The sequence below is a fragment of the Mycobacterium sp. DL99 genome (assembly GCF_004762045.1).
In the GTDB taxonomy this organism is placed as follows: Bacteria; Actinomycetota; Actinomycetes; order Mycobacteriales; family Mycobacteriaceae; genus Mycobacterium.
The window spans coordinates 393009-410370 of sequence record NZ_SJOM01000007.1 but is presented as its reverse complement, the minus strand read 5'-3'; the positions used below and the strand labels follow the sequence as shown (position 1 = coordinate 410370).

The window sequence follows — 17362 nt, the reverse complement described above, 5'->3', positions numbered from 1 at the left end:
GGCATGGCGTGCCACAAGTGGCCACTCGGCGAACCAAACCGAACAGCTACTCCTTCATGTCCAGCACCGGCGTCGGCCGCCGGAAACCGCGGGTAACCCCGGCCAACCACACGAATCCCACTGCCAGCCAGCACAACCCGACGATCAGCGTCATCCCGGACAAACTCGTCCACAGCCACACGGTCAGCAGGAAACCGATCAGTGGCAGGACGAGCTTGCTGATCACCTGGAGGCCATCGCGTTCCTGCCGGTCGACGAAGTAATGCTTGATGACCGACAGGTTGACCACCGAGAATGCCACCAGCGCACCAAAACTGATCAGCGAGGCCAGCGTGGCCAGGGAGATGACGGTCGCCAGTAGCGATACGACCGACACCGCCAGGATCGCGTAGACCGGGGTGGCGAACCGCGGCGAGACGAAACCGAAGACCGGGCGCGGCAGGATGCCGTCGCGTCCCATCGCGTACAGGATTCGGGCCACCGAGGCCTGCGACGTGATGGCGGATCCGAGCGCACCGGCGACATAGGCCGCGGTGAAGAAGGTCTGCAGGAACTGCCCGCCCGCAGTCAGCATCAAGTCCAGGGATCCGGACTCGACATCGGCGAACTGGTTGGAGGGGAACACCAGCTGTCCGAGATAAGACAGCACGACGAAGATCACGCCCGACACCAGCGTTGCGATCATGATCGCCTGCGGCACAGACCGTCTGGGCTCCTTGGCCTCCTCTGACAGCGTGGACACCGCGTCGAAACCCAGGAACGACAGGCACAGGATCGCCGCGCCGGCCAGAACCGGGCTGAATCCGGTCGCGCTCCCGTCACCGTGGATCGGCGCCATCAGGTCGAGCGTGCCCAAGCTCAACACCTTGGAGGTGGCCAGCACCAGGAATGTCGCGATGAAGATCGCCTGCACCGCGATGATGACGAAGTTCGCCCTGGCCACCGACACGATGCCGACGACGTTCAGCACCGTCACGACCGCGATGGACAGCACGACGAACACCCAGGACGGGATCGCGGGCAGTGCGGCGTGCAGGTAGATCCCGATCACCAGGTAGTTGATCATCGGCAGGAACAGGTAATCCAGCAGAAGCGACCATCCGGCGAGAAAACCGACCGGGGCGCCGAATGACTTCTGCGAGTAGGTGTATGCCGATCCAGCGACCGGGTAGGCGACCGCCATCATCGCGTACGACCGGGCGGTGAACACCATGGCCGCCAGCGTCACCAGATAGGCGACCGACAACCTGCCGCCGGTGGTCTGGGTGACGATGCCGTAGGTGGTGAACACCGTGAGCGGCACCATGTACACCAGACCGAACAGCACCAACGACGGCAGCCCCAGAGCACGGCGCAGCCGCCCCTCGGTCGCTTCAGCCACATCAGACATGCCAGTTCCTCTCATTACTCGGCCGAATAGACCTGCGTGCCCTGCAGATACGTGGCGCGCACCTTCAGCGCCGGAAGCTCGGATGGTGGGAGGTACCTCGGATCGCGGTCCAGCCACACCAGATCAGCACTCGAGCCGGGAACGATGCGGCCCCAATTCTCTTCCGCGAAAGCCTGATACGCCACGGCAGTGGTGTACGACGACAGCGCGTGCTCGATCGGAAGGACCTCTTCCGGGGTCCAGCCGCCCGCCGGCTCACCCTCGGACGTGCACCGCGAGACCGCGACGGCAACACCGTCCAGCGGCGCACCCGAGGACACCGGCCAGTCCGATCCGAACGCCAGCGCCGCACCCGAACTCTCCAGCGTGCGCATCCGGTACTGCCGATCTGCCCGCTGTGCTCCCAGCCGGGGAATCGTGAGCACCGTCATCAGGGCATCCATCTGCGCCCACAGCGGCTGCATATTGGGGATGACACCCAGCTCGGCGAAGCGGCCCAGGTCGGCGTCGTCCACCAGCTGAGCATGGGCGATCACCGGCCGCCGGTCCCGCGGACCATTGTGCCGCGCAACGTATTCGATGGCATCCAGCGCCTGTCGGACCGCGGCATCGCCGATGGCGTGGATGTGGATCTGCAGACCCAGGTCATCGACCCTCTTGGCCGCCTCCGCCAGCGCGTTGCCCTCCCACAACTGCATGCCGTGGGAGTGCAGTCCCGAGCAGTACGGTTCCAGCAGCGCACCGGTCTCGTTCTCCACCACGCCGTCGGCGAAGAACTTCACGGTCTGCGCGGTCAGCAGCGGTGAGCCCGCCGCCTGGACCCGGTCCCTGGCCGCGGCGTATTGCGTTACCTGAGTATCGAAGTGGCGCGGGTCGGCGTAGAACGCCAGGTTGAATCGCATCCGCAGGGCGCCCTGCCGGACGGCTGCGAGGTAGGTGTCCAGCTCTGCCGGCTCTACCCAGGCGTCCTGAACCCACGTCACGCCGCGCGCCAGGTAGTAGTCGGCGGCCGTGCCCAATGCCGCGACCCCGACGGCCTCGTCACGGGCCGGCATGACCGCGGTGATCAGGTCGGTGGCGCCCCATTCGCGCAACGTGCCCAGCGGCGAGCCGTCCTCACGGCGCGGAATCTCACCGAGTATCGGCTCTGGAGAGTCCGCAGTGATGCCGGCGCGTTGCAACGCAACCGAATTGACCCAGAAGGTGTGGTAGTCCCAGGCGCGCAACACCACGGGCCGGTCCGGGACGGCGGCGTCGAGCCATCGCGCGTCGAACAAGCCGTCGGGGGCAAGGCTACCGTCGTACGAAGCGCCGACAATCCACTCCTGATCGGGATTCGCGTCTGCGAATTCTTTTACCGCCGATACAATTTCGTCGACCGACCGGCAGGGCCGGACCGCGGGGCCCGCGGACTCCAAACCGCCGAACAGCGGATGTGCATGGCCGTCACCGAACGACGGCATCAGGAAGCCGCCCTCCAGGTCGATCTTCCGATCGGCCGCCGACGCCAACGCGTCGTCACCCACTGCCTGCACCACTCCATCGGCGACCAGCAGCGCATCGGTGGTCGCCGTGGGTGTCCAGATCACACCGCCGTGGAAGAGCGTCGCAGCCTTGTCGGGCACGGAGAATGAAGTCACAAACTGGTCCTAATTTCTCGGTCCTATTTTTCGGGCAGAAGCACCGCGGTCGCACCGCCATCGACGGCACGGTCGTCGCGGAGCTCTTTGGCGAGTCCATCGAGGTCAGAGCACCAGTGGCGCCACACCAACCCCACCCACGCGGGCGGCAGCCGTACGGCCACACGGCACGACAAAGGTGCGCGGGCGGTCGCACTGAGCGTGGTCATGTCACTCCTAAAGCGAATGGAATTCGTTTATTCTGTGACCCAGACCACCCTTTGTAAAGCGGTGAGATGAAATTGAGGGGGAACAGGCCATGGGACGTCCATCGATACCGATCCTGTCATTGGACCGGATCGCCAGTGCGGCAATGGATCTCGTCAACACTACGGGGGGATTCACCATCCCCGAACTGGCCCGCAGACTCAAGGTCAGCCCGTCATCGCTGTACAACCACGTGTCCGGGCGCGAGCAGATCGTCGAACTGCTCCGCGAACGGGCGATGTCGGAAGTGGAGTTGCCAGACCTCGACGCCGATCGGCCGTGGGCCGAGATCCTGGCCGACATCATGCGCTCGTACCGCAGCAGCTTCGCCCGATACCCGCGACTGATTCCCCTGCTCACGGCCCATGCCGTCAACAGCAGCCAGGCGCTCACGATGTACAACGCACTGGCCGTCACCCTGACCCGCGCCGGCTACAGCCCCACCGACACGCTGCGGACCATCACCCTGGTCGACAACTACGTGCTGGGCTCTGCCCTCGACCTGACCGCCCCCGACAGACCGTGGGAGTCCGGGGCCCAAGTCGGTCCGGAGCTGACCGCCGCGCTGGCCACCGGCGCACCCCGGCCCGCGCGGGCCGACGACGCATTCGAGTACGGACTGGCGGTGCTGCTGCGCGGGCTGGTTCTGCCCTGATCAGTCCGGCCGCCTAGGGTTGCGGGCTACCCGCAGCGGTTGTGGAAATCAGTCGCCGGTTGCCGGATGCCCTGCAGTTCGGCCCGGATCTGCGGCTTGTCCTCGAGGTAAGCCTGCACCGAATCAGCCATCTGGTCGTTCGACTGCCCCTTGAGGCTGGTGAAGAAGTCGTTGACGTCGGGATGGGTGAACAGGTAGGCCGCGCTGGCCGCGCGGACGCCGGCCATCACGCCGGCGAGGTCGGCAGCGGTGCAGTTCGGCTCATCTGCGGCAGCGATAGGCGCGCCAACGACCAAGAGCGACAGGCCGATTGCGCCGGTGGCGATCACACGGGTGAACATGGTGGCTCCTAAGTCGACTCGGATAACTGAGCTGAGGCTCATGGACGCCCCGGCCGCCAGCCGCCGCCGCCGTTATCGGGTGGGCGGGGGTCGATGTTGATTTCTAAGCCCCCGCCGGCGCAGTACCAGTCGTTGGCGCAGTAATACGGGTAGTAGGGGCCCGCCTTCGGCGGCGTGGGTCCCCCACCCCGGACGCTGCCCTGCGCACACACCGTGGAACCGCCGGCATCGATACATTCCGCGGCGGCGGGAGGGGCCGTGTTGATGGAGATGGTGATGGGTACGGTCAAACCGGCCAGTCCGAGTAACACTGGACGCCACATGCTCCGCATGACCACTCCTCAGTAGGTCCCCGTCAGCCGAGAGTAAATCCCGAGGACGACCAATATGCAGGATCGACACTAACTGGTCGCCCGCAGTAACGCAGGGGCGCCACGGCATTCGTAACCGGTTGTATTCGCACAGATCGCAAGGATGTCCGCCGGACATCAAGCTGCCTAACCTCACGCGCGTGAACGAAGACTGGCTGGCCGTGATCGTCGGCCTCACCCTACTGACCCTCGTGCTCGTCGGCGCCATCCCCGGCAGCGTGATCCCATGACCAGCACCGAAGAACGCTCGCAGCAGCGCACATCGAAGATCGGCTACGCCGTCGCCGGTGTGCTCGTGGTCATCGCACTGGGCGCGGCGACCCGATTCCTGGAGACCCAGGTACCCCACTGGGCGTCTGGAACAGGGTTGGCCAAGATCGCGAAATCAGTCGAATTTCCGTTCTACGCAATCGCTCTCGGCCTGATCGGCAACGCAATCCTGGCCAAGTTCGCGCTGCGCGACGCTCTGTCGCAAGGCTTTCGCACCGAGTTCTTCATCAAGACCGGCCTGGTCCTGCTGGGCGCGTCGATCAACCTCAAGGTGCTCGCCACCGCCGCGGGACCGGCGATCATCCAAGCCCTGCTGCTGATTTCGATCGTCTTCGGGTTCACCTGGTGGCTGGGCGGGCGACTCGGCCTCGACGACAAGCTACGGGCGTTGCTGGCCTCAGCGGTCTCCATCTGCGGGGTGAGCGCGGCCATCGCGGCGGCCGGGGCGGTGCAGGCCCGGAAGGAGCAACTGGCCTACGCCGCGTCGCTCGTCATCGTGTTCGCCCTCCCCTCGATCTTCCTGCTGCCTTGGCTCGCCGATGTGTTCGGCCTGTCCGACGCGGTCGCGGGGGCCTGGATCGGCGGCAACATCGACACCACCGCGGCCGTGGCCGCCGCGGGCACGATCGCCGGTGAGCACGCGTTGCAGATCGCCACGATCGTCAAGACCACCCAGAACGCGTTGATCGGCATCGTCGCCATCGCGCTCACCGCGTACTTCGCCCTGAAGGTCGAGCGGCAATCGGGCGACCCGGACGCAACTGTGGCACGTCCGTCGCTGCGCGAATTCTGGGATCGCTTCCCCAAATTCGTGCTCGGCTTCATCGCCGCCTCGATTACCGGCACGCTGTATCTGCAGTTCTTGGCCGACGGTAAGGCCGCGATCGCAACAGTGAACGACCTGCGGACCTGGTTCCTGATCTTCGCTTTCGTGGCGATCGGGCTGGAGTTCTCACTGCGCGGCCTCAAGGAGGCCGGATGGCGGCCCGTCGTGCTGTTCGCGGCGGCCACCGTGGTCAACATCGTGGTGGCGCTCGGGTTGGCCTCCCTCCTGTTCGGCGGTTTGTTCGGCACCTTCGGCACGGGGTAGCCGTTACCCTGGCTAAGTGCCGACAACCTGGTCGCGGCGAGGGTTTCTCACGGTCAGCGCTGCGATGACCCTGGTCGCCGCATGTAGCACGCAGAAGCCTGGCGAAATCGCGAAAGACGGTTCGGTGACCGTCCGCCACCTGTTCGGCGACACCAACATCCCAGGACCACCACAACGGGTGGTCAGCGCAGGATTCACCGAACAGGACGACCTGCTGGCGCTCGGCGTCGTCCCGGTCGCGACGACCGAATGGTTCGGAGGCGAGCCGTTCGCGGTGTGGCCCTGGGCGCAACCGAAACTCGGGGGCGCCCAGCCCACCGTGCTCGGCCTGAACGACGGCATCCAGGTCGACGAGATCGCGGCCCTCAAACCGGACCTGATCGTGGCCACCAACGCCGGGCTCGACGCCGACACCTACGCCAAGCTCTCCGAGATCGCCCCGACGATCGCTCAGTCCGGACCCGACGCGTTCTTCGAACCATGGCGCGACCAGGCCACCCTCATCGGGCAGGCGCTCTTCCAGAACGACGCGATGACCGGCCTGATCGCCGGAGCGGACGACAAGTTCAAGGCGGTGGCCACCAACAACCCGCGATTTGCCGGCAAGAAGGCCATGCTGCTGGCCGGCACCTTGTTCCGCGACGGTGTGCAAACCCAGACGGGATGGCGAACTGAATTTCTCACCCAGATGGGCTTCGCCGTGCCCCCGACACCGGAGCTGATCCCGCGCTCGGACATCGCCTCGGTGCTCGACGCCGCCGACGTACTGATCTGGACCACCGAGAGTGATCAGGAGCGCGACGCCCTACTGGCCGACCCGACCATCGCCGGCCTGCGGGCCACCACCCGCAAACGGCACGTTTTCACCCCAAAAGACCTGGCCGGCGCGATCGCGTTCGCCTCGCCGCTGTCCTACCCGGTGGTGGCCGATCAGCTGCCGCTCCTGCTCAACCGGGCGCTGACCTGACAAGATGACCGGGTGACAAGCACCCAGGAACACTCCGCGCACCGTGGTACCGCCATCGTCGGCTCGGCCTACTATCCGGTGCTCGTCGCAGTCTTCACGGCTCTGGTGATCATCTCCAACGTCACCGCCACCAAAGGCGTCGCCTTCGGGCCGATCGTCGGCGACTGGTCGATCATCACCGACGGCGGCTTCATCGTCTTCCCGCTCACCTACGTGATCGGCGACGTGCTGTCCGAGGTGTACGGGTTCAAGGCCGCACGTCGCGCCATCTTCCTCGGATTCTCGATGAATGCTCTTGCCGCACTGGCATTCTGGGTCACCATCTATCTGCCCGCGGCGGATTTCTACACCAATCAGGAACACTTCGAGAACATCGTCCACGCCTACACCCAGTTGATCGTGGCGGGCCTGGCCGGGTTCATCGTCGGGCAGACCATCAATGCCTGGGTCGTGGTCGCCATCAAGGAACGGACCAAGGAGAAGCACCTGTGGGCCCGCCTGGTCGGATCCACCTTCGCCGGCCAGCTCGGCGACACCCTGGTCTTCTGCGGCATCGCGGCCAGTGCGATCGGCATCAGCACCTTCGGCGACTTCGTCACCTACACGGCGCTGGGCTGGATCTACAAGACCGCGGTCGAGGTGGTCATGCTGCCGATCACCTACCGCGTGATCGCCGCCATCAAGCACCGCGAGCCCACATATCAGGCCGCCGTGTGAGGCTTCGATAAGGCACCTCTGGCAAGGTTCATAGAGCCGGAGCTTTCTTAGCTACCGACGGGTAGCTTCAGGTCATGAGTGTGACATCAGAGGTGATGGACGCGGGACCGAGCCTGAACCCAGGCACCGCCCGCGACTATGGCGATCAGGCTCTGCTGCTCGAGTTCGACAGCACGGCGGATGTTTTGGCGTGGACCGCCACGCTCACGGCGGCCCAACTGCTCGGTGTGCTCGATATCGTGCCGGCGTCACGCACGATCTTGATCAAGCTCGCCGATCCTCGCTACCAGGCGCCCACCCGGCAACGGCTGGGCAAGCTGCGGCTGCAACCCGGCGCGGCACCCATCCGCCCTGCCGGGCAGGCGGACGTGACCATCGACGTGGTCTACGACGGCGCCGACCTGCACGAGGTCGCGACACTGACCGGGCTGACCCCGGCGCAGGTGATCGCGGCACACACCGGCACCCCGTGGCAGGTCGGATTCATGGGCTTCGCTCCCGGATTTGCCTACCTCGTCGGGGGCGACGAGCGACTACATGTGCCACGCCGGGCCGAGCCCCGCACCAGTGTCCCGGCCGGGGCGGTGGGACTGGCCGGCGAGTTCAGCGGCATCTACCCACGGCAGTCGCCCGGCGGCTGGCAGTTGATCGGACGCACCGACGCGGTGATGTTCGACGTACATCGGGACCAACCCGCACTGCTCACCCCCGGTACGTGGGTGCAGTTCCGGGCCATCGGCTAGCCGGCGAGGAGCAGAACATGACCACAACGTTGGAAGTACTGCGCACCGGACCGCTGGCCCTGGTCGAGGATCTCGGCCGCCCTGGAATGGCCCACCTCGGCGTCACCCGTTCCGGTGCCGCCGACCGCCGGTCCCACACGCTGGCCAACCGCCTGGTGGCCAATCCGGGTGAACACGCCACCATCGAGGTGATGTTCGGCGGATTCTCCGCCCGGGTTGTCGGCGGCGATGTCTCCATCGCGGTCACCGGCGCCGACACAGACCCGGCGGTCAATGGAATCCCGTTCGGCACCAACAGCATTCACCGCGTGCGCGACGGCGAGGTGATCTCGCTGGGCGCCCCACACTCGGGGCTACGCAGCTACCTGGCGGTACGCGGCGGCATTGCCGTGGAACCGGTCCTTGGTTCGCGGAGCTACGACGTGATGTCGGCGATCGGCCCGGCACCGCTGCGGCCCGGCGACGTCCTGCCGGTCGGTGCGCACACCGCCGACCTGCCCGAGACGGACCAGGCCCCGGTCGCCTCGATCTCCGGCGACGTGCTGGAACTCAATGTGGTGCCCGGCCCGCGCGACGATTGGTTCGTCGACCCCGACGTGCTGATCCGGACCAACTGGCTGGTGACCACCCATAGCGACCGGGTAGGGATGCGGCTGGTCGGCATGCCGCTGGATTACCGCTGGCCGGAACGGCAACTGCCCAGCGAGGGCGCAACCCGAGGAGCAATCCAGATACCGCCCAACGGTTTTCCGGTGATCCTCGGGCCCGACCACCCGGTCACGGGCGGCTACCCGGTGATCGGTGTGGTGACCGACGAAGACATCGACAAGCTGGGCCAGGTCCGGCCGGGCCAGACCGTACGGCTGCACTGGGTGCACCCCCGCCGGCCGTTCGAGGGATAGTCGTCTGGACCTTCCCGTCGTCATTTTCTACGTCAGGGTTGCGATCCGCCGGCGATCAACGACCCAGGTGTGGAAAACGGCGCCCGGGGAGCGCGGCCTATGCGCTGGACGGCCGGCAACGTAGAGACACCGGCGCGCAGCGCTGGTAGAACATGGGTGTGGCCTTCCAGGATGTCAGCGCGCCGTCCGTCCGAGGCGGAATCCTGCACACCGCGCGTCTGGTCCATACCTCCGATCTCGACCACGAGACCCGCGAGGGCGCCCGGCGCATGGTCATCGAGGCGTTCGAGGGCGACTTCACCGACGCCGACTGGGAGCACTCGCTCGGCGGCATGCACGCGTTCATCTGCCATCACGGTGCGCTGATCGCGCACGCCGCCGTGGTGCAGCGGCGCCTGATCTACCGGGACATCCCGTTGCGCTGCGGCTACGTGGAAGCCGTGGCGGTACGCGAGGATTGGCGAGGCCAGGGCCTGGCCACCGCCGTCATGGACGCCGTCGAACAGGTGCTGCGCGGCGCCTACCAACTCGGCGCGCTCAGCTCGTCGGCGACCGCCACGGACATCTACATCGCCCGCGGCTGGGTGCCCTGGCAGGGCCCGACCTCGGTGCTGAAGCCTGCCGGCGTGACGCGCACACCCGAGGACGACCGGTCGCTGTTCGTGCTGCCGATCGACCTGCCCGCCGGCATGGAGCTCGACACCACCGCGGAGATCACCTGCGACTGGCGCGACGGGGACGTCTGGTAACCACCAGAAAGCACAGGCTCACATCCATGTAGGTGAGCGGGTGAGCGGAATTTCACGACCGGGTCACCGCGGGGAGCACCTCCGCAATAAACGCTTCCTACTTTTGCGCCATGCCCATTCTGCTGAAGTCGAACCGCATCACCAATTGGGATCCCGAGGACACGCTGGCCTGGGAAGCCGGAAACAAATACATCGCGCGACGAAATCTGATCTGGTCGGTGTTCGCCGAACACGTCGGCTTCTCCATCTGGTCCATCTGGTCGGTCATGGTCCTGTTCATGCCCGAGGCTGTGTACGGCTTCTCGGCCGGTGACAAGTTCCTGCTGGGCGCCACCGCCACCCTGGTCGGCGGCTGCCTGCGCATCCCCTACACGCTGGCCACCGCCACCTTCGGCGGCCGCAACTGGACGGTGTTCTCAGCCTTCGTCCTGCTGATCCCCACCGTCGCAACGATGGTGTTGCTGGCGAATCCGGGACTGCCACTGTGGCCCTACCTGCTGTGCGCGGCCCTCGCCGGTTTCGGCGGCGGCAATTTCGCCTCCTCCATGACCAACATCAATGCCTTCTTCCCGCAGCGGCTCAAAGGCTGGGCACTGGGGCTCAATGCCGGCGGCGGCAACATCGGCGTACCGATGATCCAGTTGGTCGGCCTGCTGGTGATCGCCACCGCGGGCAACCGCGCCCCGTACTGGGTGTGTGCCGTCTACCTGGTGGCGCTGGCCGCGGCCGGCATCGGCGCGGCCCTCTACATGGACAACCTCGAGCAGCACAGGATCGACCTGAGCGCGATGAAAGCCATTCTGGCAGAACGTGATACCTGGGTGATCTCGCTGCTCTATATCGGCACCTTCGGATCCTTCATCGGCTTCGCGTTCGCCTTCGGCCAGGTGCTGCAGATCAACTTCGCCGCAGGCGGCCAGACTGCTGCCCAGGCCTCGCTGCACGCCGCGCAGATCGCCTTCATCGGCCCGCTGCTCGGTTCGCTGTCCCGGGTGTACGGCGGCAAGCTGGCCGACCGGATCGGTGGCGGCCGGGTCACCCTGGCGGTGTTCGGCGGCATGATCCTGGCGGCCGGAATGCTGGTCGCGATCAGCATGTTCAGCCCCGACAACGGAGGTCACACGCCGCACGCTCCTAACAGCCTGATGATGACCGGCTACGTCATCGGCTTCATCGCCCTGTTCCTGCTCAGCGGCCTGGGCAACGGCTCGGTCTACAAGATGATCCCGTCGATCTTCGAAGCCCGCAGCCACTCCCTGCAGGTCAGCGAAGAGGAGCGGCAGCGGTGGTCGCTGTCCATGTCGGGCGCACTGATCGGATTCGCCGGTGCCATCGGCGCCCTCGGCGGTGTGGGTATCAACCTGGCCCTTCGCCAGTCCTACCTGTCCAGTGGGTCAGCCACCGCGGCGTTCTGCATCTTCCTGGCGTTCTACGTGCTGACCTCGGCATGCACCTGGTTCCGCTACGTCCGGCGGCCCGCTGCTACGGCCGTCCCAACGGCCCCGGCAGACCGACACGCCTCGGCAATGGCCGGGTAATCACTTGGAAACACAAGCTGCCTTCACTGGATCCATGAACGAGCCCGCCTGGGCACCGCTCACAGGGTTTCGTGTGGCGGTGACCTCCGCCCGACGTGCCGACGAGCTGAGCGCGCTGCTGACCAGGCGCGGCGCGACGGTGACCAGCGCGGCCGCCATCACGATGGTTCCGCTGCCCGACGACGATGAGCTGCGCGCCCACACCGCGTCGCTGATCGACGTGCCGCCGGACATCGTGGTGGCGACCACCGGGATCGGCTTCCGCGGCTGGTTCGCCGCCGCCGACGGCTGGGGCCTGGCCACCGAGCTCACCGACGCCCTGAGCAACGCCCGCATCGTCTCCCGTGGCCCGAAAGCCACGGGGGCGTTGCGTGCAGCGGGCCTGCCCGAGGAATGGTCACCGGAATCGGAATCCTCCCGGGAGGTGTTGCGCTACCTCATCGAACAGCGCGTCGACGGGCAACGCATCGCGGTGCAGCTACACGGGGCCACCGACGAATGGGACCCGTTCCCCGAGTTTCTCGATGAGTTGCGGGCCGGCGGCGCCGAGGTGGTGCCGATCCGGGTCTACCGCTGGCACCCCGCGCCACGGGACGGCGAGTTCGACCAGATGGTCGCCGGAATCGCCGAACGACGGTTCGATGCAGTCAGTTTCACCTCGGCGATGGCGGTGGCCTCGGTGCTCATGCGCGCCACCGAGATGGACATCGCCGACCGGGTACTGGCCGCGCTGCGCACCGACGTCCACGCCATGTGCGTCGGCCCGGTCACCGCGCGACCACTGGTCCGGCTCGGGGTTCCGACCTCGGCACCGGAACGGATGCGGTTGGGCGCCTTGGCCCGTCACATCACCGACGAGCTGCCGCTGCTGCAGGCGCGGACCGTCCGGGTCGCCGGGCACACGCTCGAGATCCGGGGCACCTGTGTTCTGGTCGACGGCACGGTCAAGTCGCTGTCCCCGGCCGGGATGGCGACCATCCGCGCACTGGCGCACCACCCGGGCGCGGTGGTGTCGCGGTTCGATCTGCTCAGCGCACTGCCGGGCACCGGCACCGACACCCACGCCGTCGAGACCGCGGTGCTGAGGCTTCGTACTGCCTTGGGAGACAAGAACATCGTTTCGACGGTCGTCAAACGGGGTTACCGGCTGGCCGTCGACGAAACCGAGATGGCCCGGGCGCGATGAGCCTGGTCCTGGTCGCCCACGGAACCCGCAAGCCGGGCGGTGTCGCGATGATCGGCGATCTCGCCGCGCGGGTGTCCGACATGCTCGGCCGCCCCGTGCACGTCTCATTCGTCGACGTGGTGGGCCCGACGCCAAGCGAAGTTCTCGCATCGCTACCCATGGACTGCCCGGCAGTGGTGGTGCCCGCATTCCTGGCTGCCGGATACCACGTCCGGGTCGACGTGCCCGACCACGTGGCGGCCAGTGAGCACCCGGCCGTGACAGTCACCCAGCCGCTGGGACCCTGCCAGGGAACCGTGCGGGTTCTCGCCGATCGGCTCATCGAATCAGGATGGCGGCCAGGCGATTCGGTGATCCTCGCGGCCGCCGGAACTTCGGACCGAAGCGCCCAGTCCGACCTTCGGCGCACCGCCGCACTGCTGTCAGCCGTGACCGGCGACCGCGTAGAACTGGCCTTCGCCGCCACCGGGGCGCCGAGCGTTGCCGAAGCCGTCGCCGCGCAGTGCAGCCGCGGCCATCGCCGCATAGCTGTGGCGTCCTACCTGCTCGCCGACGGGCTGTTCCAGGACCGGCTGCGTGAATCCGGCGCCGACCTCGTGGGCGAACCGCTCGGCACCCACCCCGGCATGGTTCGGCTGATTGCCAACCGGTTCCGCCGTGCCGGGGTACTGAGCCTGCCGGCCGCCGCGTGAGCGGAGCGACCGGGCGATCAGTGGCCCGGCACATCCCACGAGCAGGAGTGCGCCACCGGCGCCCGCCACCGAGAAGAACGCCGATCGCCGCGTACTGACCATCGCCGAACATTGCTCGACGTAATCACTGGCCATGAATCCCGGTCCGGCGAGCGTGTACTGGTCCAGGTTGAGCCGGTCCTGTTGGGCGGCGACGCTGTAATCCGGCTGCGCTCCGTTACCGCACGGGATGGGTTGACCGGCACGGTCCACGGCATTCAAGGCCAGGGGCATGAACGTTGCCCCGAGTGCGCCCAGCATCGCTGCCGCCCCCACCAAATTCATTACCGAACGCGCAAACATCCCTTGTCAGCCCCTCTGACGACGCTTCCTTGAGAGGGAGTTTAAACACACCCAGCGAACTATTCTAGTTAGCCAGAGAGATGCGCACCACAGCTTTGGAGACATTCCGGACCGTGCAAATCTGGCAAATTTCCCTGCGAAACCACCTCTGTCCAGGTGTTTGCCTGAGTAACGAGCCTCTGACCGTTTGCCAGCGGATCGCCGCGTCAGATCCGGGTCGAAAACTCAGCTATCGTTATCGCGATTCATCGGGCGATTCGGCAGGAGTACAGGCAAAGGTGCAGGTGACAACACCGGCGGGCGCAGCCCGTCGAGACGACGCGCACGGCAGTGCGACCCGGTGACCGGGTCCCGGCCGAACGTCTGCGTCAGCACCTGCTCAACGCTCTGGAACGCACGTCACGGCCGATGACCACTGCCCAGCTACGTGACGACATGCACCAGCACTTCCGCGCACCGGTCGTAATCGAGTCTGTGTACCGCAATCTGACGGTGCTGGAGCGCCGCGGCGCAGTGGAGCGCCGCAAGCTCCAGGGGCGCGACGCGCACTGGAGCCGGGCGACCGATCAGGCGGAGATCTGAACGAACCCGCCCGGAGTGATCCGGGTCCGGTAGACCGGGATCGACACCGTGTCGTCGTCGAGACAACTACCGTCATCGAGCGCGAAGGCCTGCTTCTTGATCGGCGACTGCACGGCCGCCCGGCCGGCGCGATCCCCCACGATCCCGCGCGAGAGCACGGCGGCACCGGAGAACGGATCGATGTTGCCCACCGCGTGCAATGACTCGTCGTCGAGGCGGAACAGTGCCGCCTGCGAGCCGTCGGGCAGCAGTACCGCGACGCCGCGGCACGGCATCAGGAAGTCATACCGGCAGGCCGTCGTCCATTCCCCAGGCGTCGCGGCGTGAACCTCTTTGTGGTCGTCGAGCAGTGTCATTTCGCCTCCTGAAATCCGCGGACCTTCGGCATCCCGATGTCGGTTGCCCCCGGCACCTTGCGACCGCCGCGCTCGGTGAACGTGATGGTGGGGTCGTCCACGTCGGGTGCGTTGACGAACGACACGAAACGCGACAGCTTCTCCGGGTCCTCCAGCACGCCCTTCCACTCACACGCGTAGCCGGCGACATGGCGCTCCATGGCCGCCTCGAATTCGGCTGCCAGACCGAGGGAGTCGTTGCACACGACATCGCGCAAGTGGTCGAGTCCGCCATCCATCGCCTCCAGCCACGGCGCGGTGCGCTGCAGCCGGTCGGCGGTGCGGATGTAGAACATCAGGAAGCGGTCGATGTAGCGGACGAGGGTCTCGTCATCGAGATCGCCTGCCAGCAACTGGGCGTGCCGCGGAGACATGCCGCCGTTACCGCATACGTAGAGGTTCCAGCCCTGTTCGGTGGCGATGACGCCGACATCCTTGCTCTGCGCCTCGGCGCATTCACGCGCACAACCCGAGACGGCCATCTTGATCTTGTGCGGTGAACGCAAGCCCCGGTACCGCTTCTCGATCTCGACGGCCATGTTCACCGAATCCTGTTGGCCGTAACGGCACCACGTGCTGCCGACGCAGCTCTTCACGGTGCGCAGCGACTTGCCGTAGGCGTGCCCGGACTCCATGCCACCCTCGACCAGGCGCGCCCAGATCTGCGGTAGCTGTTCCACCCGGGCGCCGAACATGTCGATCCGCTGGCCACCGGTGATCTTGGTGTACAGGTCGAAATCCCTTGCGATCTCGCCGATCAGGATCAACTGCTCAGGGGTGATCTCACCACCGGGCGACCGCGGCACCACCGAGTAGCTGCCGTTCTTCTGGATGTTGGCCAGGAAGTGGTCGTTGGAGTCCTGGAGCGAGGCCTGCTCACCGTCGAGCACATGATCGGAGCTGGTGGAGGCCAGGATCGACGCGACCGTGGGTTTGCAGATGTCGCAACCCTTTCCGGTCCCGAACTTCTCGATCAGGCCGGAGAAGGTACGGATCTCGGTGGCGCCGATGATCTCGAAGAGTTCGGCCCGCGACTGGCTGAAGTGCTCGCACAACGCCTTGGACTGCTCGACACCCTCGACCTCCAGCAGCTGTTTGAGCAGCGGCACACACGACCCGCACGACGTGCCCGCCAGCGTGCACTTCTTCAGGCTGGGCACGTCGTCGCAACCGCCGCAGATGGCTTCCTTCAGATCGCCCTTGGTGACGTTGTTGCACGAACAGATCTGCGCGATGTCGGGCAGTGCGGCCACGCCCAGCGCGGGTCCGTCAGTGTCTCCGACCGGAGCGATCAACGCCAGCGGGTCTCCGGGAAGTTCGCTGGCGACCATGGGCCGCAACACACCGTAGGCCGATGCGTCTCCGACCAGGATGCCGCCGAGCAGCGTCTTGGCGTCATCGGAAAGCACCAGCTTGGCGTAGGTCTGCTTGACCGGGTCGTTGACCACGACCTCCAGGCAGTTCGGCGTATTCCCTTTCGCATCACCGAAACTGGCGACGTCGACGCCGAGCAGCTTGAGTTTGGTCGACATGTCGGCGCCGGGGAACTCGGCCTCACCGCCGAGCAGTCGGTCGGCCACCACCTCAGCCGTGGTGTAACCCGGCGCGACCAGGCCGTAGCAGCGGCCCTCGATGGCCGCCACCTCGCCGATCGCATAGATGCTGGGATCGCTTGTGACACAGGACAGGTCGGCGAGGACGCCACCGCGCTGCGCCATGTCCAGGCCGGCGGCGCGGGCCAACTCGTCGCGCGGCCGCACACCGGCGGCGAAGACGACCAGTCCGGCGTCGATCGCGCTGCCGTCGTTGAGCGATATCCGCATCGAGTCGTCGACGTCGGACTTGCGCAGCGGCTTGTGCCGCTGCACCGGCTGAATGCTCTCGGTGCCGACCGCGGTGTGCACCTCGATACCCAGGCCCCGCATCATCCGGTTCAGCAGCGTGCCACCGGCCTCGTCGAGCTGGGCCGACATCAGGTGCGGCGACATCTCCAGGACATGCGTCCGTAAACCGAACTGCCGCAGCGCATTGGCCGCCTCCAAGCCCAGCAGACCGCCGCCGATCACCACACCGACCGGGGACTTCGAGTCCAGCGCGTTCTGCGCACTGGCGCGGATCGCGTCGAGGTCATCCAGCGTGCGGTAGACGTGCACACCCGGCAGGTCACGTCCCGGCACCGGCGGCACGAAGGCGTACGACCCGGTGGCCAACACCAGCGCGTCGTAGTCGAAGGTTTCGCCGGTGGCGGTGCGCACCGTGCGGGCTTCCCGGTCGATCTCGGCGACCGCACATCCCAGACGCAGATCGACCCGGTCGTCACCGGTGTAGTCATTACCCGGCAGCGCCAGCTTGGCCCGGTCCCAGTGCTCGGTGTACCCGGTCAGGCCGACCCGGTCATAGGCGGCGTCAGCTTCCTCCGACAGGACGGTGACCCGCCAGGTGCCCGCGGCGTCACGCGACCGCAGCGCCTCGACGAAGCGGTGGCCCACCATGCCGTGTCCGACGACCACGACGTTCTGTGTTGACGACATATGGCGAGGTTAGGA

18 protein-coding genes are annotated in these 17362 nt (G+C 66.5%); 11 read left to right on the top strand and 7 right to left on the bottom strand.

All coding sequences use genetic code 11. The features are described from left to right. Positions 1-46 precede the first annotated feature (46 nt). Genes EYZ64_RS02110 through EYZ64_RS02100 form a run of 3 tightly spaced genes read right to left on the bottom strand, consistent with a single transcriptional unit; the run spans position 47 to position 3239 of the window. The gene (locus EYZ64_RS02110) at positions 47-1390 is read right to left on the bottom strand and encodes an APC family permease (protein ID WP_135451655.1); all 1344 of its coding nucleotides are present in this window, start codon (positions 1388-1390) and stop codon (positions 47-49) included. Positions 1391-1404: 14 nt separating this feature from the next. Then, positions 1405-3030, bottom strand: coding sequence for an amidohydrolase (locus EYZ64_RS02105; RefSeq protein ID WP_135451654.1), 1626 nt, complete (start codon positions 3028-3030; stop codon positions 1405-1407). Positions 3031-3053: 23 nt separating this feature from the next. Continuing rightward, positions 3054-3239 (bottom strand): hypothetical protein, encoded by a 186-nt coding sequence (locus tag EYZ64_RS02100; RefSeq protein WP_135451653.1) that lies wholly within the window; start codon positions 3237-3239, stop codon positions 3054-3056. Between the two features lie 89 nt (positions 3240-3328). On the opposite strand from EYZ64_RS02100, the gene EYZ64_RS02095 reads away from it, so the two are divergent. Continuing rightward, complete coding sequence (locus tag EYZ64_RS02095; protein ID WP_135451652.1) at positions 3329-3931, top strand: TetR/AcrR family transcriptional regulator; 603 nt, start codon at positions 3329-3331, stop codon at positions 3929-3931. A 26-nt stretch (positions 3932-3957) separates the two neighbouring features. Here the strand turns inward: EYZ64_RS02095 and EYZ64_RS02090 are convergent, their stop codons facing one another. Continuing rightward, on the bottom strand, positions 3958-4272 hold the full coding sequence (locus EYZ64_RS02090) for a heme-binding protein (RefSeq protein WP_135451651.1): 315 nt from the start codon (positions 4270-4272) through the stop codon (positions 3958-3960). Positions 4273-4310: 38 nt separating this feature from the next. After that, positions 4311-4604, bottom strand: a complete 294-nt coding sequence (locus tag EYZ64_RS02085; RefSeq protein ID WP_286174566.1) for a hypothetical protein — start codon at positions 4602-4604, stop codon at positions 4311-4313. Positions 4605-4869: 265 nt separating this feature from the next. On the opposite strand from EYZ64_RS02085, the gene EYZ64_RS02075 reads away from it, so the two are divergent. The 10 genes from EYZ64_RS02075 (at position 4870) to EYZ64_RS02030 (ending at position 14421) form a co-directional block, all read left to right on the top strand. Beyond that, complete coding sequence (locus EYZ64_RS02075) at positions 4870-6003, top strand: YeiH family protein (RefSeq protein WP_135451650.1); 1134 nt, start codon at positions 4870-4872, stop codon at positions 6001-6003. 16 nt (positions 6004-6019) lie between these two features. After that, positions 6020-6970, top strand: coding sequence for an ABC transporter substrate-binding protein (locus EYZ64_RS02070; RefSeq protein ID WP_167857678.1), 951 nt, complete (start codon positions 6020-6022; stop codon positions 6968-6970). 12 nt (positions 6971-6982) lie between these two features. After that, positions 6983-7687, top strand: coding sequence for a queuosine precursor transporter (locus EYZ64_RS02065; RefSeq protein ID WP_135451649.1), 705 nt, complete (start codon positions 6983-6985; stop codon positions 7685-7687). Positions 7688-7761: 74 nt separating this feature from the next. Continuing rightward, a complete protein-coding gene (locus EYZ64_RS02060; protein WP_167857677.1) occupies positions 7762-8430 on the top strand; it encodes a 5-oxoprolinase subunit B family protein in 669 nt (222 codons plus the stop codon). 17 nt (positions 8431-8447) lie between these two features. Beyond that, positions 8448-9332 (top strand): 5-oxoprolinase/urea amidolyase family protein, encoded by an 885-nt coding sequence (locus tag EYZ64_RS02055; RefSeq protein ID WP_135451648.1) that lies wholly within the window; start codon positions 8448-8450, stop codon positions 9330-9332. 158 nt (positions 9333-9490) lie between these two features. Next, positions 9491-10081, top strand: a complete 591-nt coding sequence (gene aac(2')-Ib / locus EYZ64_RS02050; protein ID WP_135451647.1) for an aminoglycoside N-acetyltransferase AAC(2')-Ib — start codon at positions 9491-9493, stop codon at positions 10079-10081. Between the two features lie 110 nt (positions 10082-10191). Beyond that, positions 10192-11619 carry an MFS transporter gene (locus EYZ64_RS02045; RefSeq protein ID WP_135451646.1) on the top strand — a complete coding sequence of 476 codons (1428 nt, stop codon included), beginning with the start codon at positions 10192-10194 and terminating at the stop codon, positions 11617-11619. Positions 11620-11653: 34 nt separating this feature from the next. Then, positions 11654-12805, top strand: a complete 1152-nt coding sequence (locus EYZ64_RS02040) for a uroporphyrinogen-III synthase (protein ID WP_135451645.1) — start codon at positions 11654-11656, stop codon at positions 12803-12805. Beyond that, positions 12802-13497: a sirohydrochlorin chelatase gene (locus EYZ64_RS02035; RefSeq protein ID WP_135451644.1), complete on the top strand. Its 696-nt coding sequence runs from the start codon at positions 12802-12804 to the stop codon at positions 13495-13497. Before EYZ64_RS02040 ends, EYZ64_RS02035 begins: the two co-directional genes overlap by 4 nt. A gap of 672 nt (positions 13498-14169) precedes the next feature. Continuing rightward, positions 14170-14421, top strand: a complete 252-nt coding sequence (locus EYZ64_RS02030) for a transcriptional repressor (RefSeq protein WP_090433722.1) — start codon at positions 14170-14172, stop codon at positions 14419-14421. On the opposite strand, the gene nirD is transcribed toward EYZ64_RS02030, so the two are convergent. Together nirD and nirB are read right to left on the bottom strand one after the other, a co-directional pair. Next, on the bottom strand, positions 14406-14777 hold the full coding sequence (gene nirD, locus EYZ64_RS02025) for a nitrite reductase small subunit NirD (RefSeq protein ID WP_135451643.1): 372 nt from the start codon (positions 14775-14777) through the stop codon (positions 14406-14408). The two genes, EYZ64_RS02030 and nirD, sit on opposite strands and share 16 nt — an antisense overlap. Continuing rightward, complete coding sequence (gene nirB, locus EYZ64_RS02020) at positions 14774-17347, bottom strand: nitrite reductase large subunit NirB (protein ID WP_135451642.1); 2574 nt, start codon at positions 17345-17347, stop codon at positions 14774-14776. Before nirB ends, nirD begins: the two co-directional genes overlap by 4 nt. Between the last annotated feature and the right edge of the window lie 15 nt (positions 17348-17362).